Annotated in this window: 20 protein-coding genes; 3 read left to right on the top strand and 17 right to left on the bottom strand. The window is 64.5% G+C overall.

Annotation, left to right across the window (positions count from 1 at the left end):
* Positions 1–28 precede the first annotated feature (28 nt).
* From mutM to L1277_RS03045, 9 genes are all read right to left on the bottom strand, one after another.
* Positions 29–925, bottom strand: coding sequence for a bifunctional DNA-formamidopyrimidine glycosylase/DNA-(apurinic or apyrimidinic site) lyase (mutM, locus tag L1277_RS03085; protein WP_253374870.1), 897 nt, complete (start codon positions 923–925; stop codon positions 29–31).
* Positions 909–1,559, bottom strand: a complete 651-nt coding sequence (gene rnc / locus L1277_RS03080) for a ribonuclease III (RefSeq protein WP_374110151.1) — start codon at positions 1,557–1,559, stop codon at positions 909–911. Before rnc ends, mutM begins: the two co-directional genes overlap by 17 nt.
* 91 nt (positions 1,560–1,650) lie before the next feature.
* Positions 1,651–1,854: a 50S ribosomal protein L32 gene (gene rpmF, locus L1277_RS03075; protein WP_253374868.1), complete on the bottom strand. Its 204-nt coding sequence runs from the start codon at positions 1,852–1,854 to the stop codon at positions 1,651–1,653.
* 3 nt (positions 1,855–1,857) lie between these two features.
* Positions 1,858–2,418, bottom strand: coding sequence for a DUF177 domain-containing protein (locus L1277_RS03070; RefSeq protein WP_374110150.1), 561 nt, complete (start codon positions 2,416–2,418; stop codon positions 1,858–1,860).
* A gap of 9 nt (positions 2,419–2,427) precedes the next feature.
* The gene (locus L1277_RS03065) at positions 2,428–4,773 is read right to left on the bottom strand and encodes a DUF3488 and transglutaminase-like domain-containing protein (RefSeq protein ID WP_253374867.1); all 2,346 of its coding nucleotides are present in this window, start codon (positions 4,771–4,773) and stop codon (positions 2,428–2,430) included.
* Entirely contained in the window at positions 4,760–6,097 is a 1,338-nt protein-coding gene (locus tag L1277_RS03060; RefSeq protein WP_253374866.1) for a DUF58 domain-containing protein, read from the bottom strand. The genes L1277_RS03065 and L1277_RS03060 overlap by 14 nt, the downstream gene beginning before the upstream one ends.
* Positions 6,098–6,099: 2 nt before the next feature.
* Positions 6,100–7,098, bottom strand: a complete 999-nt coding sequence (locus L1277_RS03055) for a MoxR family ATPase (protein WP_253374865.1) — start codon at positions 7,096–7,098, stop codon at positions 6,100–6,102.
* A gap of 38 nt (positions 7,099–7,136) precedes the next feature.
* A complete protein-coding gene (coaD, locus tag L1277_RS03050; RefSeq protein WP_253374864.1) occupies positions 7,137–7,619 on the bottom strand; it encodes a pantetheine-phosphate adenylyltransferase in 483 nt (160 codons plus the stop codon).
* 107 nt (positions 7,620–7,726) lie between these two features.
* Positions 7,727–9,919: an ATP-dependent DNA helicase RecG gene (locus L1277_RS03045; RefSeq protein ID WP_253374863.1), complete on the bottom strand. Its 2,193-nt coding sequence runs from the start codon at positions 9,917–9,919 to the stop codon at positions 7,727–7,729.
* Between the two features lie 60 nt (positions 9,920–9,979).
* On the opposite strand from L1277_RS03045, the gene rsmD reads away from it, so the two are divergent.
* A complete protein-coding gene (gene rsmD / locus L1277_RS03040) occupies positions 9,980–10,546 on the top strand; it encodes a 16S rRNA (guanine(966)-N(2))-methyltransferase RsmD (protein ID WP_253374862.1) in 567 nt (188 codons plus the stop codon).
* Here the strand turns inward: rsmD and thiL are convergent.
* A complete protein-coding gene (thiL, locus tag L1277_RS03035) occupies positions 10,543–11,562 on the bottom strand; it encodes a thiamine-phosphate kinase (RefSeq protein WP_253374861.1) in 1,020 nt (339 codons plus the stop codon). The genes rsmD and thiL overlap by 4 nt on opposite strands.
* A gap of 24 nt (positions 11,563–11,586) precedes the next feature.
* Between thiL and L1277_RS03030 the strand changes: the two genes are divergently transcribed.
* Positions 11,587–12,093 (top strand): DUF3515 family protein, encoded by a 507-nt coding sequence (locus L1277_RS03030; protein WP_253374860.1) that lies wholly within the window; start codon positions 11,587–11,589, stop codon positions 12,091–12,093.
* Here the strand turns inward: L1277_RS03030 and L1277_RS03025 are convergent.
* The 7 genes from L1277_RS03025 to L1277_RS02995 form a co-directional block, all read right to left on the bottom strand.
* Positions 12,090–13,184, bottom strand: coding sequence for a D-alanine--D-alanine ligase family protein (locus L1277_RS03025; protein WP_253374859.1), 1,095 nt, complete (start codon positions 13,182–13,184; stop codon positions 12,090–12,092). The genes L1277_RS03030 and L1277_RS03025 overlap by 4 nt on opposite strands.
* Positions 13,087–14,208: an NAD(P)H-dependent glycerol-3-phosphate dehydrogenase gene (locus tag L1277_RS03020; RefSeq protein ID WP_253374858.1), complete on the bottom strand. Its 1,122-nt coding sequence runs from the start codon at positions 14,206–14,208 to the stop codon at positions 13,087–13,089. Before L1277_RS03020 ends, L1277_RS03025 begins: the two co-directional genes overlap by 98 nt.
* Positions 14,205–14,972, bottom strand: a complete 768-nt coding sequence (locus L1277_RS03015; protein WP_253374857.1) for a 1-acyl-sn-glycerol-3-phosphate acyltransferase — start codon at positions 14,970–14,972, stop codon at positions 14,205–14,207. Before L1277_RS03015 ends, L1277_RS03020 begins: the two co-directional genes overlap by 4 nt.
* Before the next feature lie 7 nt (positions 14,973–14,979).
* Positions 14,980–16,305 carry a UDP-N-acetylglucosamine 1-carboxyvinyltransferase gene (gene murA, locus L1277_RS03010; protein ID WP_253374856.1) on the bottom strand — a complete coding sequence of 442 codons (1,326 nt, stop codon included), beginning with the start codon at positions 16,303–16,305 and terminating at the stop codon, positions 14,980–14,982.
* A 64-nt stretch (positions 16,306–16,369) separates the two neighbouring features.
* A complete protein-coding gene (gene leuD, locus L1277_RS03005) occupies positions 16,370–16,966 on the bottom strand; it encodes a 3-isopropylmalate dehydratase small subunit (protein ID WP_253374855.1) in 597 nt (198 codons plus the stop codon).
* A 2-nt stretch (positions 16,967–16,968) separates the two neighbouring features.
* A complete protein-coding gene (leuC, locus tag L1277_RS03000; protein WP_253374854.1) occupies positions 16,969–18,462 on the bottom strand; it encodes a 3-isopropylmalate dehydratase large subunit in 1,494 nt (497 codons plus the stop codon).
* 123 nt (positions 18,463–18,585) lie between these two features.
* Complete coding sequence (locus L1277_RS02995; protein ID WP_253374853.1) at positions 18,586–19,587, bottom strand: TerC family protein; 1,002 nt, start codon at positions 19,585–19,587, stop codon at positions 18,586–18,588.
* A 272-nt stretch (positions 19,588–19,859) separates the two neighbouring features.
* On the opposite strand from L1277_RS02995, the gene L1277_RS02990 reads away from it, so the two are divergent.
* Positions 19,860–20,573 (top strand): TIGR00645 family protein, encoded by a 714-nt coding sequence (locus L1277_RS02990; protein WP_253374852.1) that lies wholly within the window; start codon positions 19,860–19,862, stop codon positions 20,571–20,573.
* The last annotated feature ends 25 nt before the right edge of the window (positions 20,574–20,598 follow it).

Here is a 20,598-nt window from a genome sequence, read left to right as displayed (position 1 = left end):
CTCGACCCTCGTCCCGCGCATCGAGGCGTTACCGCCGGCGCTGGCACTTCGGGCAGAAGTGCGACGACCGGTTCATGAATTTCTCCCGGCGAATCGGCGTTCCACAGCGCGGGCACGGCTTCCCTGCCTGGCCGTACGCGTTGAGGCTGTGCGCGAAGTAGCCCGACGCCCCGTTGACGTTGACGTACTGCGCATCGAAGCTCGTGCCGCCCTCGGCGAGTGCTTTCTGAAGCACCGCCCGCACTTCGGTGAGCAACAGCGTTGCCCGACGCTTCAACAGCGACGACGCCGGCTGGTCGTAGTGAATCTTCGCAGCCCACAACGCTTCGTCAGCGTAGATGTTGCCGATGCCTGACACGACGGTCTGGTCGAGAAGAACACGTTTGATACCGGTCGCCTTCTTTCCCAGAAGCGCGAAAAATCGCCTCTCGTCAAAGGCCGGGTCCAGCGGATCCCTCGCAATGTGCGCCACCTGGCTCGGCACGAAAGCCGGCCCGATGGTCGCACCGGAGAAGCCGCCCGGGAACCCGTCAGCCGTCGGCAGCAGCCTGTCAACGGCCATCCCGCCGAAGATTCGTTGATCGACGAAGTTAACGAGCAGTTCGCCATGGTCCGGCGACTCGATGCCGATCCGAATCCGCGTCAGCCGGTCATCGGTGCCCGGCAGTCGCAGCAGCATCTGGCCGCTCATCCCCAGGTGAGTGACGAGAGCCGTGTCGTTGTCGAGGGGAAACCAGAGAAACTTCCCGCGGCGCGATGCGGCGAGAATGGTGCGTCCCTCGAGAACATCAATGAACATTCCGGATGCCACGTTGTGACGTTTGAGAGAACGTACGTCGAGCACGTCAACACTGGTGATCGTTGCGCCGGTGACGGCCGGTTCGAGTCCGGCACGCACCACCTCAACCTCAGGAAGCTCGGGCACTCAGTTCGGTCCACGCGGTCAGGGCAGCTGCCATCTCGGCGTGCTTCTTACTCGTGCCTTCGCCGACGGCGGTGACGAGGTCACCCACGGTCACCGTTGCCACGAACACGCGATTGTGATCGGGCCCCGATGCTTCGATCTGATAGACCGGCGCCGGCGCGCGGTGACGAGCGGCCTCTTCCTGCAGGCTTGTTTTCGGATCCATGGCTGCTCCGAAGCGAGCCGGGTCTTCGAGGAGCGGCTCGACCAATCTCAACACGAGGGCTGACGCAGTCTCGAGACCTTGATCGAGGTAGACGGCACCAATGAGCGCTTCCATGGTGTCAGCGAGGATCGACGCCTTGTCTCGACCGCCGGTGAGTTCCTCACCCCGACCGAGACGGAGGTACTGTCCCAGGCCGATCGTCCGACCGATTTCGGCCAACGCAACTGTCGACACGACACTCGCACGCATTTTGGCCAGCGCGCCCTCCGGAAGCTCCGGGTTCTCCCGGTACAGCTTCTGGGTGACGCTGAGCCCCAGCACGCTGTCGCCGAGGAACTCAAGACGCTCGTTGTGCGGGATTCCGCCGTTTTCGTACGCAAAAGAGCGGTGTGTGAGCGCGAGCTCGAACACCGCTTCGTTAAGTGACACACCGAGGGTCGCTAGAAGCGACCCTCGGTCTGTCGAGCTTTCTGTTACCGACACTTCTCAGCTCTCGGTTTCAGCGAGCGACAAGCGCAGACTAAACGTCGGCGACCTTGCGGCCCTTGTACTCCATGAACAGGGCGGTGCCTGCGGAGTCCTCAACGACCTTCGCACGGTGCGGCAGGCTGTAGGTGACCTTGCCGTTTTCGACGGTCTTCACCAGGGTTGGGGCGTCAGCCTTCCACTGTGCACGGCGCATGCGGGTGGAGGCTCGTGACATTTTCCGCTTCGGGACAGCCATGACTTATCTCTCTTCTTTGCTTGGAGCATCCGAGTTGTCGGAGCTTGGTTCTTGGGAGAACCCGGCGAGCGCGGACCAGCGAGGATCCAGGTGCTCTCGGGGTTTTCTATCCGGGTGTTCTGCCAGCCGCTCACCGGTCTCTGGGTCGAGTCCGGGACAGTCTGGCCGGCATACCGGCTGAAACGGCAGTGATAAAACCACTGCGTCTCTGATCAGGGGTTCAAGATCCACATGGTCATTGTGAACCTCTAAATCAGAAGCTTCTTCACCAGAGTACGCGAAAAGCTCCTGAAACTCGACTTGGACGCTCTGGGAGATGTCAATCAGGCATCTTCCGCACTCCCCGGTCGCAACAGTGTCGATCTCGGCGGTGACGAGAATGCCCTCGTGGACCGACTCCAGGCGGAGGTGCTCGGTCACGGGAGTGCCCTCTGTCACGGCGATGAGACCGGCGCCCCAGTTCTCCGGAGCGTCGACGGTGATTTCGCGTTCCTGCATTTCACCGGGTCGCCGCACGAGGTCGCGGATGTTTACCGCGAATGGCTGTTTGGTGTATTTAGTCACCGAGAAATTCTACAGGGGCTTCGGGGCCCTCGCTGGACGTGTGCTGTATGTTCCCCGCAGAACGGATGCCGGCGCGAACGCCGCGCGAATCCGCACAGGCACCGGGGCGTTTATCGCCATCGCCCGCCGAAGTCGCGTGAGGTCAGCGACGAGCGCTTCTCCGCTGACCGAGGATCCGGTTGACGAGAAACGAAGTCGTTCCACGGCGGTGAGCAGCCGGGTGAGCGCCTGGCCATCGGCGTCGCTCAGGGCAAGGTCATTCGACAGCCGCGTGGCGAACCCGCGCGGGGTGTCGGCCTCACTGACGTCGATGCCGACATCAACGGCACTATCGACGAGTTCGGCCCACGCCTCTGGCGGACCTGCGCGGCCGGTCAGGAGAGCGCGAAAGCGTTTGCGCCGCCGGACGTCCCGGCTCAGGGCTGGCACCCCGACGACGATGAGCGCGATGAGGCCGAGGGCCACGAACATACCGACGGGAGGCTGTGACTCGCCGGCGCTGCCCGCGTTCTGAGCTTCAGGGGCCGGTGCTGCTGGCCCCTGTTGCTGGGGGTCCCGGTTGGCCGAGTCGAGGTCATTGGGCCCGGCCGTCGACGCACCGCTCGATAGCGAGACGGCGTAGTCGGGTACGGAACCCCGGCCGGGCGTCGGTTCGAATGGCACCCAACCGATACCGGTGAAGTAGAGCTCGGGCCAGGAGTGCAGGTCGTCTGTGCCCACCGTGTAGTTGCGCCTCTCCCCCGAGCCGCCGAGCCGATCGCCCGGCAGGTAACCCAGCGAGACGCGGGCCGGAATGTCAAGTGCGCGGGCCATGATCGCCATCGCCGACGCGTAGTGAACGCAATATCCGCTCTTGCGTTCCAGGAACTCGGCGATCACATCGAACCCGTCGCCGTCGTACCCGTTTTCAACCGGAGCCTCGATCGAATAGGTGAAGTCGGTGCTGCGGAGGTACTGCTGGAGAGCGAAGGCCTTGTCAAACCCGTTTGTCGCGTTTCCCGCCACGTCGTTCGCCGTGTCTGTGATGATCTGCGGCATCTCAGGCGGGAGCTCGAGGAACCGACTGACGTCGTCGGGGTACTCGCCCGGCGCGGCGATGAGCTGCTCGCGGGTGGGCTTGATCAGGACGCTCTCGGCGATATACGACTGCCCGCTTGCACTCGACAGCCGACTCGACAACGTCAGCCCCTCCGTATCCCACAGCCAGCGCCCGGATACCCCAACCACCCGAACACTCGGGAACGGCACCGGCAGCCACGGGGCGACCATGGCGCCCACCTGGACGGTGGTCGTCGTCGGTTCGGTGGCGATCTCGGTTGACAGCCCCGGCACGTCGACCAGGAGGTCGGGCTCATTGAGAACCCGATCGTTGGAGCGGGTCGCTGACCAGGTGGTGCCGTCGAAGCGGTCGAGCGTGAGCAGACGGAAGTACAGCGACTCTTCAGTCGTCGTCGTGTAACTGAACTGACGGGCCCCGCCCGGCCGGCGGAGGTCTTTGCCGAGGTCAACGAGTGGACTGACGCCCCGGCCGAAAGTCGAACCGCCCGTGGCCTGGAAGAGGCTCTCACCGTTGTAGCCCGGCGCGAGGGCGGCGAGAACAAGCGACCCCATGACGGCGACCGCTCCGATGCCCAGCATGCCGTGCGTTTGACGGCGTGCCGATTGCCTCGCCCGGGTGTCTGACCAGAGCAGAACCAGGTAGGCGGCAGCGCAGAGCGCGAGGGCGACGAGGTTCACTTCGCCGATGACGAAGCCGGGGACGAGCGCAATTGCGACGAGCGGGATCCCGGTCAGGGCAGGCATCCGCACCACAACGGCGACAAAATCAGCGAGCAGGGCAAACGCGCCAGCGCCGACCGCAAGCACAAATCGGATGCCGAGATCGGCATTCGCCGGTGTGCCCTGACGGTTAATCGAGCGAATGCCGTCGGCGGTGAGGCCGCGGAATGCCTCAACGGTGTCCCAGGTGGGGATCACGAGCCCGAGCGCGGTCTCCGACGCAAAGAAAAGCACGAGCATCGCGAGCCAGACGACCACGCCGACCAGGGCACCCATGCCGGTTCGGGCGCCGAAGCTCCGCGCCGCCGCGGCTGAGCACAGGATGACGACGCCCAGCATGGCGATGCTGAGCCACCACGAGGCCCCATCGAGTAGGGGCGACAGTGTGGAGATGGCGACGAGGTAGACGAGCAGTGTGGCGAGCGTGACCGGCCACAGCCGGCTGCCGTTCTGCCGTCGGGTGAAGAGGTCGGCCTGGCGTTTCTTCCGAGCGGAGCGAGCCGACGACGAAACCGGAGGCTGCGGGGCACGTGGAGCCGTGCGGGGTTCCGGGACGAGCGTTCTAGTGCCTGACATGACCACGCCCTTCGCGCGGGGCCTGTGCTGAGGTGCCGAAGACGGCTCGCGACCACGCCTCGGCTACCGGGGTGTGCTCGGAGAATGCGGCGGTGCGCCAGCCCGCGTCGCCGAGGGCCTGCAGGTCGAGGGGCGCATCGCCTCGGCCGCGGTTCTCCGCCGGAACGAAGAAAGCGACGGCGGGGTCGGCGTTGATCTTCATGCCGGCCAGCCGACGGGCCCCGAGCGCCGACACCTGTCCGAGCACCGCGAAGACCGGCATCACGATTCCGGTGCGCCGGATGAGCGGTCCGAGTCCGGCCGTGACGTCGTAATCGTCCGGCACCGGCCAGCGCTGGGTTTCGGCCAGGGTGTCGAGGAGGGCGGACGCGGCGCCGGGTTCAAACTGTGACGTCGCAAACGGGGTTGTTCCTGGCACGAGAGGGACGACATCCGTCACGGTCTCGACCAGCCAGACCTGGTAGCCCGCGTCGAGCAGGTGCACCCCGAGCGAAGCGGTCAGTTCGACCATGCGTTCGAAGTGAGCCTCGGTCATCGCGCCGGATTCGGTTCCACGGGCGGCGAGCGATGTGTCGAGCAGCAGTGCGGCCTCGGGATCACCCTGCCGTTCTTCCTGACGCACCATGAGCTCACCTCGGCGCGCGGTCTGCCGCCAGTGCACCCGACGAAGCGAATCGCCGGTGCGGTATTCACGGGCGATGAGCTCGTCAGCGCGCTGCACCGCGAAGTGGTTGAGCTCGTGCCGCACTCCGTCACCGCTGGCGTCCCTGAGCCCCGCGTTGGGCAGCACAGTGACCCGCGGGGTGATCGACAGCTCACGAGTGCCCGCAATGGCGCGCTCAGCGTGGACAAGTCCGAACGGATCTCCCGAGGTCACCCAGAGCGGGCCGACCGGGTACCTCCCGCGGTGACTTGACCGGAGTTCGTACTGCAATTCGGTGGCATAGCCCCGCCCGCGCACCCAGCGCCCCTGCGGAAGCTCGCCGCGTGGCACCCGGCCGAACACCATCGGCACCTGTTCGCTCCACAGGGCAACTGTGTCCAGGTTCGATTTCGACTGCACGCGCGTCGTCACGGTCGCGGGTTCACCCACCATGACGCTCGAGGGTGAAAATGTACGAACCGCGCTGAGCGACGGCTTATGGGCCTGCACGTAGATCACGCTCCCGGCGAAGAGCAGCAGGAGAAAAATCGACAGGTACAGCCCCTCACGGCGGTCGATGGCGGTGGCGGCGACCAGCACGATCGCCGCCGTGATCAGCACACTCCACCCCCGGGCCGTTGGCCGGACGGCCCGCGACCGTCCCGGGCGAGGAGTGGCCATCGTCAGGATCCTGAGCTGTGCGGCTGTGGAACGACAGTCTGGTCGAGGATCCCGTCGATGATGTCCCGGATCAGTTCATCGGTGTGCTGGTGGTGCCCGAGCGCCCGGCTGGTCGGCATCAGCCGGTGGCCGAGCACCGGCTGGGCGAGCTCGTCAATGTCGTCGGGAAGCACGAAGTCACGCCCGGCAACGAGTGCGAAACTCTTCGCAGCGCGCACGAGCTGCAGCGTCGCCCGCGGACTGCCGCCGAGCCGCAGGTCGGGGTGCTCACGCGTCGCACGCAGGATGCGCACCGCGTACTCCTTCACGGCTGGCGAGACGTACACGTCACGAACACTCGCCATCATGCGTTGTAAAGCGGATGCCGTCACCACCGGTTTGAGATCGGCAAGCGGCGTCGAAATATCGCGTGACGCCAGCATGCTGAGTTCCGCCGCTTCATCGGGGTAGCCCATCGAGATACGGGCCATGAAGCGGTCACGCTGCGCTTCGGGAAGGGCGTATGTACCTTCCATTTCGATCGGGTTCTGAGTGGCGATGACCGTGAACGGGCTCGCCAGGCGATAGGTCGCCCCGTCGACGGTGACCTGCCCCTCCTCCATACACTCGAGCAATGCCGACTGGGTCTTCGGCGAGGCACGGTTGATCTCGTCGCCGATGACAATGTTCGCGAACACGGCGCCGGGCTTGAACTCGAACCGGCGCTCGGCCTGGTTGTACACCGAGATGCCCGTGACATCACTCGGCAGCAGGTCAGGCGTGAACTGGATCCGACTCACCGTGGCGTGGATCGACGTGGCAAGCGCCTTGGCCAGCATGGTCTTGCCGACGCCTGGCACGTCTTCGATGAGCAGGTGCCCTTCGGCGAGCAGGACGGTGAGGGCTGTGCGCACGACGGCGTGTTTGCCGTCGATGACCGACTCGACATTGCGGATGATGTCAGCGGCGAGCTGGTGCGCCTCGGCCACATCGAGTCGGTCCGCGGTGTCCGTGGTGTCCATAGGTGTCGTCTCGGCGGCAGCTGATAGTGGTGCAGTGGTCATGATCGCTGGAGGAATCGGGCCACTGGCGCCGGAACGTAAGGGGTAACGTCACCGCCGAGCGACGAGACCTGTCGAACGAGCGAGCTCGAGACATGGGCGTGCGCCGGATCAGGGAGCATGAACACCGTCTCGACGCCGGCGAGGTGGCGGTTGACGATGGCCATGGGCGTTTCGTATGCGACATCCACCTGTGAGCGGATGCCCTTGACCAGGACGCTCGCCCCGACGTCGGTCGCGTAGTCGACGAGGAGGCCGACGCTCCACGATGCGACGACAACGTTGCCGCCGATTCCCGCATCACGAATGGACTCTTCGAGCAGCGACACCCGCTCAGAAATGGGCAACAGCGCCACCTTGGACGGATTGTGCACCACGAGGACATGCAGCTCGTCGAAGAGGCCTGCGGCTCTCTCAATCACATCGAGATGCCCGAGCGTGACGGGGTCGAATGAGCCTGGAACGACGGCGATCCTCTGCATGGCATCAGCCTAGCGGCAGCCGGAACGACCGAAGCCACTCCCCAGAGAATCCGCAGCGACCCGCCGTTACCCCCAACCGGGGATGACGGCCCCAACGCAACACACGCTCAGTTCTTGGACAGGGCTGCCCGGGTCGTGGAGTCCACTCGCTGCGCGAGAGCATGCCGGAGGCCAGCGTTCTGAGTGAGTGCCGGGTCGTTCTCCAGCAGTGCCTGCGCGTCACTCCGGGCTCGGGCAATGAGCTCACCATCTGTGGTCACCCGCAGAAGCCGGAGAGAGGAGCGCCCACCGGACTGGGCGCTGCCGAGCACGTCGCCCTCCTGCCGGAGTTCGAGGTCTGCCTGGGCAAGCTCGAACCCGTCGAGGGTGCTCGCAACGGCGTCGACCCGCTCGCGCGCGAGCGTGTTTGGTGAGGAATTGGTGACGAGCAGGCACAGCCCGGCCCACTGCCCCCGACCGACCCGGCCGCGCAGCTGGTGCAGTTGCGACACACCGAAGCGGTCCGCGTCGAGCACGACCATCGTCGACGCGTTGGGAACATCAACACCCACCTCGATGACCGTTGTGGCCACGAGGACGTCGATCTCGTGCGCCGCGAAGGCACGCATAATTCGGTCTTTCTCATCGCCGGGCATGCGCCCGTGCAGCGCCTCGATGCGGAGACCGGCGGTGGCCGGGATGCTGCGCAGTTCAGCCAGGGTGCCGACGACCGTTGACCGCGGCGGGCCCGGGTTCTTCTCGCTGAGCTCGGGGACCGGAACGTTCGGATCCGCCGGGTCGACGTCGTCATCGTCAGGCTCGTTGACGTCGATGGCGGAGCACACCACGAACGCCTGCCGACCGGCGGCAACTTCTTCGCCCACCCGTTCCCACACCCGGTGGATCCAGCCCGGGTGTTCGGGAAGACCGGCTACGAAGGTCTCGATGCCGGCGCGGCCGGCCGGCAACTCTCGAATGGTGCTGACCTCAAGGTCGCCGAACACGGTCATGGCGACGGTGCGAGGGATGGGGGTTGCCGTGAGCACGAGGGCGTGCGGTGGCTGGTGACTTTTTTGCCGGAGCGCAGCACGTTGCTCGACGCCAAACCGGTGCTGCTCGTCGACGACAAGGAGTCCGAGGTCGTAGAAGGTGACGCTCTCGGCGAGGAGCGCGTGGGTGCCAACGACAATCCGAGCCTGGCCGCTCACGATGCGCAGCATCGCCTTGCGCTTCTCGGCCGCCGAGAGAGTTCCGGTGAGCAGAGTGGGGAAGAGCCGGGCGGACAGGTCGGGGCCGAGCGAACGCACGAGAGAGCGGAGGTGCTGGCCAGCGAGAACCTCGGTGGGTGCGAGAAGCGCCGACTGGCCACCGGAGTCGGCCGTTGCAAGCATGGCGCGGAGGGCGACGAGGGTTTTGCCCGACCCGACTTCACCCTGCACCAGCCGGTTCATCGGAATGGGTTCGGCCATGTCGCGGGCGATTTCGGCACCCACCCGGGTCTGGTCACCGGTGAGGTGGAAGGGCAACTGGGCGTCGAACTGTTCGAGGAGCCCGCCAGGAACAGCGATCCGGGGGGTGGTCTGCTCAAGCCGGGCGATCTGCCGCTGTTGGAGAAGCGCTGCCTGCAACAAAAAAGCTTCGCGATATCGCAAGGTGTGTTGCGCGACGTGCCAATCGGCATCCGTTTGGGGACGATGAATTTTCTCGATGGCTTGCCCGTAGCTCAGCAGCTCGTCGCGTTGGCGCACCTCAAGCGGGATGGGATCGTCGAGCTCGGGCAGCGCATCGAGGACGAGGGCCATGGCCTTGTGAATTTGCCAGCTCGCGACCGTGCTCGTTGCCGGGTAAATCGGAATCGGGGTTTCGGCCCACTTACGGGCCGCAGACGGACTGGTGTCTTGCTCGCTCGACTCGAACAGTTCGTAGTCAGGGTGTGCCAGCTGCAGAGCACCCTTATAGTCACCGACCTTGCCGGCGAAGATACCGCGCGCGCCGGGGCGAAGCTCGCGCGTGCGCCAGGCCTGGTTGAAGAAGGTGAGGTTGAGTACGCCTTTTCCGTCACTGATGCGGACCTCAAGGATTGACCCCTTGCGCGCCTTCATGGTGCGTTCACGCACCTCGAGCACTTCGGCAACGATGGTGACGGCTTCACCGACGGGCAGTTCGCTCAACGCGGTCAATTCGCCGCGGCGGGCGTAACGCCGCGGGTAGTGTTCGAGCAGGTCGCCGAGCGTGACAACCCCGAAGGCACGTTTGAACGCCGCTGCCGTGCGACCACCGATGACGCTGTCCAGCTTGGTGGCCAGGGGCTCCGCGTTCATGGCTCGAGTCTATTCGGACGCCCAGACACTCGCCGTCAGCGTGCCCGGTACTGTGGGCGGGTGACCAGAATCGTTTCCGGGTTTGCCGGTTCCCTGACCCTGAGAGTGCCGAAATCGGGTACCCGCCCGACGAGCGACCACGTGCGTGAAGCGATGTTCTCTGCGCTGGACGCACGCGGCGTGATCGATGGCGCGCAGGTGCTCGACCTGTATGCCGGCTCGGGCGCACTCGGCCTCGAGGCCGCCAGTCGCGGGGCAAGTGAGGTGGTTCTGGTTGAGCGGGGCGCCCCGGCAGCTGCCGTCTGCCGTCAGAACGCGAAAGCTGTGTCGAACGCTGCTCCTCAGAAGCTGGTCATCGACGTGGCCGCTCGCTCGGTGCAAAGTTACCTGGACTCGGCGGTCGGCGCCTTCGACCTGGTGTTTCTTGACCCGCCATACGACCTGCCTGAGGGCGAGTTGTCGTCGAACCTCACAGCGCTGGTGCCGCTTCTGGCTGACGATGCCCTCGTGGTGGTCGAGCGGAGCTCGCGGTCGCCTGAACCGACCTGGCCCCTGGGTCTTCTGCCGGTGCGGAGCAAGAAGTACGGCGAAACCCTGGTCTGGTGGGCGGAGCCCGCAGAAGGCTAGCCGGTTCGCCCGTTCCATCCCTCATAGGGATCCCAGCCGAGCACGCCGCCGATCGGAGTGCCATCGAGAGTGACCCCCGCGCCGGCCATCACCCGGCCGATCACCCGAAAGCCGGAGGGAATCGCGACGTCGGGTGGGAAGGTGGCGAGAAGCGCATGGTCTTCGCCGCCACGGAGCGCGGTGTCGGGATCCGCGCCGAGAAGGTCACGCTGCAGGTCGAGCGTAACCCCCGACGCAGTGGCGATACGCCGGGCGTCGAGCGCGAGGCCATCTGAGACGTCGAGCATCGCGGTCGCTCCACCTTCTGCAGCGGCGACGCCAGACCCGATCGGCGGACGCGGTGCCAGCTGGGCCCCAACGGTATCGGGATGCCGGGCGCGCAAGGCAGCGGCTCGCTCGCGGTCGGGGTTCCCCTGGGCGTCAACGCCCTCCGCAAAGAGCAGGCGAAGCCCGGTGGCAGCCCGGCCGGCATCGCCACTCAGGGTGATCACATCGCCGGCACGCGCGCCCGAGCGGGTGACCGGGGCCCGGCCCTCGAGGTCCCCGAATGCGGTGATGGCGAGCGTAAACGTGTCGGAGACCGACATGTCACCACCAACGACGCCGCAGCCCGGCGCAAGTTCGGCGCACGCGTCGCGGAGCCCGGTCGCGATCTCCTCGAGCATCGTCACCGGAGTGTCACGGGTAGCGGCAATCGCGACAACGAGGCCGGTCGGTCGTGCACCCATGGCGGCGACGTCTGCGAGGTTCGATGCCGCAGCCTTCCAGCCGAGATCGTGCCCGCTCGACCAGGCGAACCGAAAGTCCGGGCCGTGCACCATCATGTCGGTCGTGACCACGAACCTGCCGTCCGGCGCTGCGATCACCGCGGCGTCATCCCCGGGCCCCAGCAGCGCGGCGGATGCCGACGGAAGCAACGGGAAGATTCGCTCGAGCACGGCGAGCTCATGCACGCGTCCAACGGTGTCGCCCGTCTCGCCGTCGGGAGCAGGGCGGGAGTTGTCAGGCTGCGTCATGGGTTCAACGGTAGCCTGAAAGGGATGTCTCCTCGCTCTTCACTCCCCCGTACCCTGGCCGCCAGCGTCTTGCTGGCCGGCGTCGTTTCGCTCGGCGTGACGGGCTGCAGCCAGGCGGTCTCACTGTCGCCGGCCGCCGACGCCAACAACCCGGTGTGTGCGGATGTCGTGGTGCGGTTGCCCGAGACGGTTGCCGACAAGCCGAAGCGCGAGACGAACGCGCAGGCAACCGGCGCATGGGGAACCCCGAGCGCCGTTCTGCTGCACTGCGGTGTCGCTGTCCCCGGCCCGACCACCGACGCGTGCATTTCGCTCAACGGCATCGATTGGATCGCCGACGAGAGCGATGCCGCCACAGACACCTACCGGTACACCACATACGGCCGCGACCCGGCCGTTGAGGTCGTCATCAACTCCGACGCGACGACCGGTGGAGTGTCAGGGACGACGGCTCTCATTGACCTCACCGGGGCCGTGTCCGTGATTCCGCAGACGACGGCGTGCGTCGGTGCTGAAGACGTGCTCGACTAAGCCGCCAAGCGCTCGCCGGCGACATCGATGAGTTCGGTGATGAGATCGGCGTAGCTCAGGCCGCTCGCGATCCAGCAGCTCGGGAACATCGAGATCGGGGTGAACCCGGGCATGGTGTTGACCTCGTTGACCACGATGCCGTTCTCGGTGAGGAAGAAGTCCACGCGCGCGAGACCCTCGGCGCCGATAGCATCGAACGCCCGCAGAGCGATCGACTGTAACGCGGCCAGAGTGTCGGCGTCGATGTCAGCAGGGCAGACCAGCTCGATTCCGGGAGCGTCGAGGTATTTTGCGTCGAAGTCGTAAAAATCACGTCCGGTGATGACGATCTCACCAGCGACGGATGCCCGTGCAGGTTCTCCGGGACGCCCGCCAAGCACGGCGATTTCAACTTCGCGTCCGGGCATGCCTTTCTCGATCAGAACTTTCGAGTCCTCGGCGAAAGCGGTGCGCATGGCAGCATCAAGCTGCTCGGGCGACGTGACCTTGCTTACTCCGACGCTCGACCCCGCGCGAGCCGGTTTGACGAACACGGGCGCCCCGAGCTCACGGAGAGCGTCGTGGGCCACGGAGTCGTCCACGTGGTAGTCACGACGTGACACCGTGCGCCACGGCGCCACCGCAATTCCCGCGTGCTCAAGCACAGTCTTGGTGAAGTGCTTGTCCATGCCCAGGGACGAGGCGAGCACTCCGCTTCCGACGTAGGGCATGTCGATGAGCTCGAGCATGCCCTGGAGCGTGCCGTCTTCTCCGAACGGCCCGTGCAGAATCGGGAACACGATGTCGATGTCGCCGAGGGACGTCAACTCGTCGTTGACCGTGACAGTCAGCTCGCGGCTCGTTGCGCTTTCCGGCCACCGCACCCGGCTGCCGTTGTCGACGACCTCAGGCAAGTGCGACGGGTCGAGGCCAAACCGCTCAGGCTTGTCTTCTTCAAGAACGAAAATGCCGTCACGGGTGATCCCGACCGGTACGACGTCGAAGAGCGAGCGGTCAATTGCCTGGAGTACTCCCCCGGCCGTTGCGCAACTGATCGAATGCTCGCTTGAACGACCTCCAAACAACACCACCACCCGGCGCTTCTCGATCATCGTTTGTCCTTTCGCCCTGGGGCTCGTCGCTGTCTGTCGTGAGGTGCGGTGCAATGTCTTTGGGGTCAAGAGTGCCGTCGAGCACTTGCTTGACCTGTTCAACGATCGGCATCTCCACGCCGATCGAGCGGGCCAGTTCGAGCACGGGAGCCACGCTCGCGAGGCCCTCAGCGGTCTGCTGCATTTGCTTGACCACCGCCGGAAAACTGTAGCCCTGGCCGAGCAGCCGCCCGGCTGTGTTGTTGCGGGACAGCGGCGACTGGCAGGTGGCGATGAGGTCGCCCAGCCCGGCAAGTCCCGAGAGTGTCTCCGCTTTCGCGCCCTGCGCAACCGCGAAGTCGGTCATCTCCACGAGTCCCCGGGTGATGATCGACGCCTTGGTGTTCTCGCCGTAGCCGACCCCGTCGACGATGCCGATCGCGACCGCGATGAGGTTTTTCAGCACGCCGCCGAATTCTGTACCGATGACATCCGTATTGACGAACGTTCGGAAATATTTGTTGCGTGCCAGCAGGGCGACCGCAGAGGCGGTCTCGAGGCTCTGCGACGACACGACAGCGGCCGTCGGCTGTTCGCGGGCGATTTCCAGGGCAAGATTCGGACCGGATGCCACGGCGATGCGCGCGGGGTCAATGTCCAGCTCCTGAGCAATAACCTCGCTCATCCGAAGCCCGGATCCCTTCTCCACGCCCTTCATGAGCGACACCACGATCACGGTGTCGTCGATGTGCGGGCGGATGGCGACGAGGTTCTCGCGCAGCGACTGGCTCGGCACCGCGATGAACACCTGCTGGGCGCCCTTGAGAGCGTCGGCGAGGTTGGCGGTTGCCGTCAAGTTCGACGGGAGCAGGACCCCAGGGAGGTAGTCGCTGTTGCGGTGAGACTTGGAAATCTCTGCGGCCAGCTCGGGGCGTCGCGCCCACATGGTGACCTGGGATCCGCCGTCGGCGAGGATCTTGCCGAAGGTCGTGCCCCAGCTGCCCGTGCCGAGAACGGCGACACGTGCTGTTGTCTTACGGCTCAAAAGCGGCCTGTGTCTTTCTGGTTGTGCTTGCTGGGATCCCACGGCTCGGCTGGCGGCGTCTCGCCGCGCAAGTCAGCCAGCAACTCGGTGATCGCGGCCATCACGACGGCCGTTGCTTCGCTGAGAGTCGCCTGGTCGAGTGGCCGATCGGCGAACCGTGACAGATCAACCGGGTCTCCCACCTTGACGTCAACACGTTTCGGCGGGAAGAAATTGATCTTGCGTGAGTATCGTGCCATCACTTTGTCGGTTCCCCAGTGAGCGACAGGCGTGATCGGGATGCCGTGGGTCAAGGCAATTCGGACGGCGCCCGTTTTTCCGCGCATCGGCCAGAGGTCGGGGTCGCGGGTCAGCGAACCCTCCGGGTACACGACGACGCCCTGCCCCTTGTCGACGAGCTCGCCACCGATCGCGACCGGGTCCTGGCCGCGCACGGCACCGGCACGCTCGACCGGCACCTGGCCGGACTTTCGCAGCAAGTAGCCGATCACCGGGACCTTGAACAGTCCGGCTTTCGCCATAAAGTGCGGCGCACGACCGAGCTTCCAGACTGCGACGCCGATGACAATGGGGTCGATCTCACTGAAGTGATTGGGGGCGAGAATGAACGCTCCGCTGCGCGGAAGTTTCTCGCCACCCGAAATCTTCAGTCGCATCATGAGCGAAGCCGGGGGCAACGCTATTGATGCGAGGAGCCAGTAAATGGACGGGCGGGTCTTTTCCGCGCTCGCCCGGGGGCGCACGGTTCGGGGTGCAGCGGTCACCGCCCCATTATCCTTCGAGAACGAAGTCGGCTCCCAGCTGCTCGAGCTTCGTGATGAACTTCTCGTAACCGCGGCTGATGATTCCGACGTTGGACACCGTCGACGTTCCCTCGGCGCTGAGCGCCGCAATGAGGTGGGAGAACCCACCACGGAGGTCGGGGACGACGATGTCGGCACCGTGAAGCTTCGTCGGGCCGGAGATCACCGCTGAGTGGTTGAAGTTGCGCTGACCGAACCGGCACGCCTGTCCACCGAGGCACTCCTTGTGCACCTGGATGGTGGCACCCATCTCGACAAGTGCGTCGACGAAACCGAAGCGCTGCTCGTACACGGTCTCGTGGACGATCGATACGCCCTGAGCCTTGGTGAGTGCAACAACGAGCGGCTGCTGCCAGTCGGTCATGAACCCGGGGTGCACATCGGTCTCGATGATCACCGGGTTGAGCGGGGTGCCCGGGTGGTAGAAACGAATTCCGTCATCGTGGATGTCGAACTTTCCACCGACCTTGCGGAACACGTTGAGGAACGTGAGCATTTCGCCCTGGCGGGCACCGCCCACAAAGATGTCACCTTCGGTTGCGAGGGCAGCGGCAGCCCAGCTGGCGGCTTCGTTGCGGTCGAACAGGGCGGTGTGGCTGTAGCCCTCGAGCCGGTCGACGCCTTCGATTCGGATGACACGGTCGGTGTCGACCGTGATGATCGCACCCATCTTCTGCAGGATGTTGATGAGATCCATGATCTCGGGTTCGATCGCTGCACCGCGGAGCTCGGTGATTCCCTCGGCACGGACGGCGGTGAGCAGGACCTGCTCGGTGGCGCCAACGCTGGGGTACGGAAGGTGCACCTTGGTGCCCTTGAGACCGTTCGGGGCGCTCATCCGGATGCCGCTCGGCTGTTTCTCGACGACGGCGCCGAACTGGCGCAACACCTCGAGGTGGTAGTCGATCGGGCGGTCACCGATGCGGCAGCCACCGAGGTCGGGGATGAACGCTTCACCGAGTCGGTGCAGCAGAGGACCGCAGAACAGGATCGGAATACGGCTCGATCCTGCGTGTGCGTCGATGTCGGCCATATGCGCGCTCTCGACGTTCGACGGGTCGAGCATGAGCACGCCCTCTTCGTCGCTCGTCACCTTGACGCCATGCACGTCGAGAAGACCGCGAACGACCCGGACATCGCTGATGTCCGGGACGTCGCGGAGGACGCTGGGCGTCTCACCGAGGATGGCGGCAACCATGGCTTTGGTCACCAGGTTCTTCGCCCCCTTCAGTTCGATGCGACCGGAGAGCGGACGTCCACCGTGAATGGTGATTTTGTCTCCTGCTAGCCCCACGCTGGCTCCTGCCCGTGATGCATCCTGAAGAAGTGAAGTCAAATGTTTTACCTGCGCAGCCTGATTACTTGATGGGAAGTGTCTTGGGGCGCCAGTTTTCCCTGGCTGCCTCAAATTCGGTGATCCGCGCCTCGTCACGCAGGGTCAGGCCTATGTCGTCAAGGCCTTCGATCAATCGCCACCTAGTGTAATCATCGATCTCAAATGAAACCGTGAGCTCACCGATAGTGACAGTCTTGGCAACCAGATCGACGGTAATTTCTATTCCCGGTGCCCGATCTATTTCCGCCCAGATCCGTTTGGTGTCATCTTCGGAGATCTGCGCAGCCAAGAGGCCCTGCTTACCGGAGTTGCCGCGGAAGATGTCACCGAACCTCGGGCTGAGGATGACCTTGAATCCGAAGTCGCGCAGCGCCCAGACGGCGTGCTCGCGCGACGAGCCGGTACCAAAGTCCGGACCGGCGACCAGAACGCTGGCGCCGTGGAACTGCGGCTGGTTCAAGACGAAATCGGGGTCCTGCCGCCACCCGGCGAAAAGCGCGTCCTCAAAACCCGTCTTCGTAACGCGCTTGAGGTAGACCGCGGGGATGATTTGGTCGGTGTCGACGTTGGACCGCGTCAGCGGTGCAGCGATGCCGGTGACCGTCGTGAACTTGTCCATGCTTAGTTCGCTCCTTCGAGGTCGGCGGGGCTGGAAAGTGTGCCGCGGATCGCGGTTGCTGCAGCGACCAACGGTGACACGAGGTGAGTTCGTCCACCCTTGCCCTGGCGGCCCTCGAAGTTGCGGTTGCTCGTTGACGCGCAGCGCTCGCCTGGAGCGAGCTGGTCCGGATTCATTCCGAGGCACATCGAGCACCCGGCGAATCGCCATTCAGCGCCGAAGTCCTTGATCACCTGGTCGAGGCCCTCAGCCTCGGCTTCGATGCGCACGCGGGCGGAGCCGGGCACCACCATGACGCGCACACCGTCGGCCTTCTTTTTGCCCTGGATCACCGAGGCGAAGGCGCGAAGGTCTTCGATCCGGCTGTTGGTGCAGGAGCCCATGAAGACCGCGTCGACCGGGATCTCCTTCATCGGGGTGCCTGCGGCGAGGTCCATGTATTCCAACGCGCGCTCGGCGGCGGCCCGCTCGTTGGGATCGGTGATGGCTGCCGGGTTCGGCACCGCGTCGCTCAGCGACACTCCCTGGCCCGGGTTGGTGCCCCAGGTGACGAAGGGGTCGAGGGTGTTGGCGTCAAGGAACACCTCAGCATCGAATGTGGCGCCCTCGTCGGTGGCAAGAGTGTCCCAGTAGGCGACAGCATCGTCCCAGTCCGCGCCAGACGGAGCGTGTGGGCGGCCCTGCAGGTAGGCGTAGGTGGTGGCGTCCGGCGCCACCATGCCCGCGCGTGCGCCGGCCTCGATCGACATGTTGCAAATGGTCATCCGCCCCTCCATGGAAAGCGCACGAATGGCCGAACCGCGGTACTCGAGCACATAGCCCTGGCCACCGCCGGTTCCAATCTTGGCGATGACCGCGAGGATGATGTCTTTCGCGGTGACTCCGGGGCGCAAGGTGCCCTCAACGTTGATCGCCATGGTTTTGAACGGCTTGAGCGGCAGCGTCTGGGTCGCCATGACGTGCTCGACCTCGCTCGTTCCGATCCCGAACGCCATCGCACCGAAGGCGCCATGGGTGGAGGTGTGTGAGTCGCCGCAGACCACAGTGATCCCAGGCATAGTCAGGCCGAGCTGGGGACCGACCACGTGGACGATTCCCTGCTCGATGTCACCCAGCGAGTGCAGTCGAATGCCAAACTCGGCGGCGTTTTTCCGTAGCGTCTCGATCTGCGTGCGGCTGGTCAGGTCGGCGATGGGCCGATCGATGCCGATGGTCGGCGTGTTGTGGTCTTCGGTTGCGATCGTGAGGTCGGGGCGACGAACCGGTCGCCCGGCGAGCCGGAGGCCATCAAAGGCCTGTGGACTCGTCACTTCGTGGACCAGGTGGAGGTCGATGTAGATGAGGTCGGGATTTCCGTCATCGCCCTTGGCGACGAGGTGATCGTCCCAGACCTTCTCCGCGAGCGTCCGCGGCTTCGAAGCCGGTGCTGCGTGTTCCGGGTTACTGGTTGGCGCGTGTGCCGGCGCCTGCTCAGTGGACTCTGTTGTCTGCTGCATGATGCGTTCCTTGGAAGAGTGGTGGATCAGGCATCGACGAACCCCGCGACGGGGCGGCCTGGTGACTAGGCCCCGTCGCGGCAGCTAAGAAGAAGCATCCGGAACAGCACGATCCTCAGAATATCACTCGCTTGAGACGGCTTCTTTCTTCGGGGTGTCCCGGCGCGCCTTGATCAGGCTCGCAATGGTCGCTACGGCCATCGAAACGATGATGACACCCAATGAGGTCCAGGTGTTCACCTCGGGCGCCCACTCGATGTGCTGGCCTCCATTGATGAACGGCAACTCGTTCTCGTGCATTGCGTGCAGCACAAGTTTCACACCGATGAACGCGAGGATGAACGCGATGCCGTACTTGAGGTACTCGAGTCGCTCGAGCAGGCCGCCGAGCATGAAGTACAACTGTCGCAGTCCCATAAGAGCGAAAATGTTCGCGGTGAAGACGATGAACGGACTTTGGGTGATACCAAAGATCGCCGGGATGGAGTCGAGCGCGAACATGACGTCGGTCGTCCCGATGGCGATGAACACGACCAGCATGGGCGTCCACACCTTTTTGCCGTCGATCACCGTGCGGAGCTTCGAGTCATGGAAGTCCGGCGACATGTTGATGTGCCGCTTCATATAAGAGATGAGTGCGGTTTCGCCGTCGTCGGCATCCTCGTTCTCACCGAAGGCCTGCTTCCACGCGGTGAAGAGCAGGAATGCACCGAAGAGGTAGAAGATCCAGCTGAAGCTTTCGATCAGCTGCGCGCCCAGCAGGATGAAGATGCCGCGGAAGATCAGCGCGATGATGATGCCGACCATGAGCACTTCTTGCTGCAACCGCTTCGGCACCGAGAACCGGGCCATGATGATCACGAACACGAACAGGTTGTCGATTGACAGGCTGTACTCGGTGAGCCACCCGGCCAGGAATTGCCCCGCGTACTCGCCGCCCGCCGTGAGGAACATCAGTCCGGCGAACACCAGCGCCAGCGTGACGTAGAACACCACCCACAGGGTGGACTCTTTCATCGACGGGATGTGCGGCCGCTTCGCCACGAGAGCGAGGTCGGCGAGCAGAATGAGTCCGAGCACCACGTAGGAGCCGATTTCGAACCAGAGAGGAAGTGCCAGGTTCATCCGGGCCTTTCAGATGAGTAGGGAAAAAGGGTACAAGAATTACCCGAAAGTCTCTCCCGCAACGACCAGTTGTGCCGTGCCACGACGCCCGGGGTCTCACCATTGTGACCCGTGATGACGGATGCCGTGCAGAGGGATACTCCCCTTCGCTCGGTCAACTGTAGCCGATGCCGTCGCTGCCTCTGACTCACACCCAAGCTCTCAGCTTCGCCACCCTAGGATTTATCCACTGCTGTTCTCGCGCAGCACCCGCCCATTCCCCCTGGAGCCCCGTGTCCTCTCCCACTCCCCCGGCCGCCCGCAGTTTCGCCGTTTCCAGCATCGGCTACATGATCTTCTTCAGCCGCTGGCTCCAGGCGCCGCTCTACCTCGGCCTGATTGCTGCCCAGCTCATCTACGTCTGGGTTTTTGTCCAGGAATTGTGGCACCTGGGCGATGACGTCATCAACCATTCCGCTGACGTCACCGAGGCGAGTGTCATGCTGGCGGTCCTCGGCCTCATCGACGTGGTCATGATCGCGAACCTGCTCATCATGGTGATCATCGGTGGCTACGAGACGTTCGTCTCCAAGATCAACCTCAACGGGCACCCCGATCAGCCGGAGTGGCTCTCGCACGTCAACGCAAATGTGCTCAAGGTCAAGCTCGCGATGGCAATCATCGGCATTTCATCGATCCACCTGCTGAAGACATTCATCGAAGTCGGAGATATGACGGATGCTGGCAGTGGACAGGACCTGACCGGAGAGAACTACACGTCCCAGGGCGTGTTCTGGCAAGTCGTCATCCACATGGTGTTCATCGTGTCGGCTCTCGCACTGGCCGCAATCGACAGGATGTCGAAATCCGCTGCTCCCGGCGGACACCAGACCGCACCCGTCGGGACTGCTCCGATCAGTCCCGCAGAGCACCGGCTGGCCGATACGCATGTTGATTCGGGTGCCATCGCACGGGCGGCGGGTGAGCGACAGGCGTTGCGCTCGTAATCGGGACGTTCGCTGAGAGTCGGAG

Origin of the sequence: Okibacterium sp. HSC-33S16, from assembly GCF_024171565.1 — a bacterium.
Taxonomy (GTDB): Bacteria; Actinomycetota; Actinomycetes; order Actinomycetales; family Microbacteriaceae; genus Mycetocola_A.
This window is presented reverse-complemented; position numbering and strand designations above follow the sequence as displayed.

Bases quoted from the DNA above. Each gene is read 5' to 3' on its own strand.
- rpmF (WP_253374868.1), bottom strand. From the start codon at position 1,854: ATGGCTGTCCCGAAGCGGAAAATGTCACGAGCCTCCACCCGCATGCGC.
- L1277_RS03065 (WP_253374867.1), bottom strand. From the start codon at position 4,773: ATGTCAGGCACTAGAACGCTCGTCCCGGAACCCCGCACGGCTCCACGT.
- L1277_RS03060 (WP_253374866.1), bottom strand. From the start codon at position 6,097: ATGGCCACTCCTCGCCCGGGACGGTCGCGGGCCGTCCGGCCAACGGCC.
- L1277_RS03055 (WP_253374865.1), bottom strand. From the start codon at position 7,098: ATGGACACCACGGACACCGCGGACCGACTCGATGTGGCCGAGGCGCAC.
- coaD (WP_253374864.1), bottom strand. From the start codon at position 7,619: ATGCAGAGGATCGCCGTCGTTCCAGGCTCATTCGACCCCGTCACGCTC.
- L1277_RS03045 (WP_253374863.1), bottom strand. From the start codon at position 9,919: ATGAACGCGGAGCCCCTGGCCACCAAGCTGGACAGCGTCATCGGTGGT.
- thiL (WP_253374861.1), bottom strand. From the start codon at position 11,562: ATGACGCAGCCTGACAACTCCCGCCCTGCTCCCGACGGCGAGACGGGC.
- L1277_RS03030 (WP_253374860.1), top strand. From the start codon at position 11,587: ATGTCTCCTCGCTCTTCACTCCCCCGTACCCTGGCCGCCAGCGTCTTG.
- L1277_RS03025 (WP_253374859.1), bottom strand. From the start codon at position 13,184: ATGATCGAGAAGCGCCGGGTGGTGGTGTTGTTTGGAGGTCGTTCAAGC.
- leuD (WP_253374855.1), bottom strand. From the start codon at position 16,966: ATGGACAAGTTCACGACGGTCACCGGCATCGCTGCACCGCTGACGCGG.
- leuC (WP_253374854.1), bottom strand. From the start codon at position 18,462: ATGCAGCAGACAACAGAGTCCACTGAGCAGGCGCCGGCACACGCGCCA.
- L1277_RS02995 (WP_253374853.1), bottom strand. From the start codon at position 19,587: ATGAACCTGGCACTTCCTCTCTGGTTCGAAATCGGCTCCTACGTGGTG.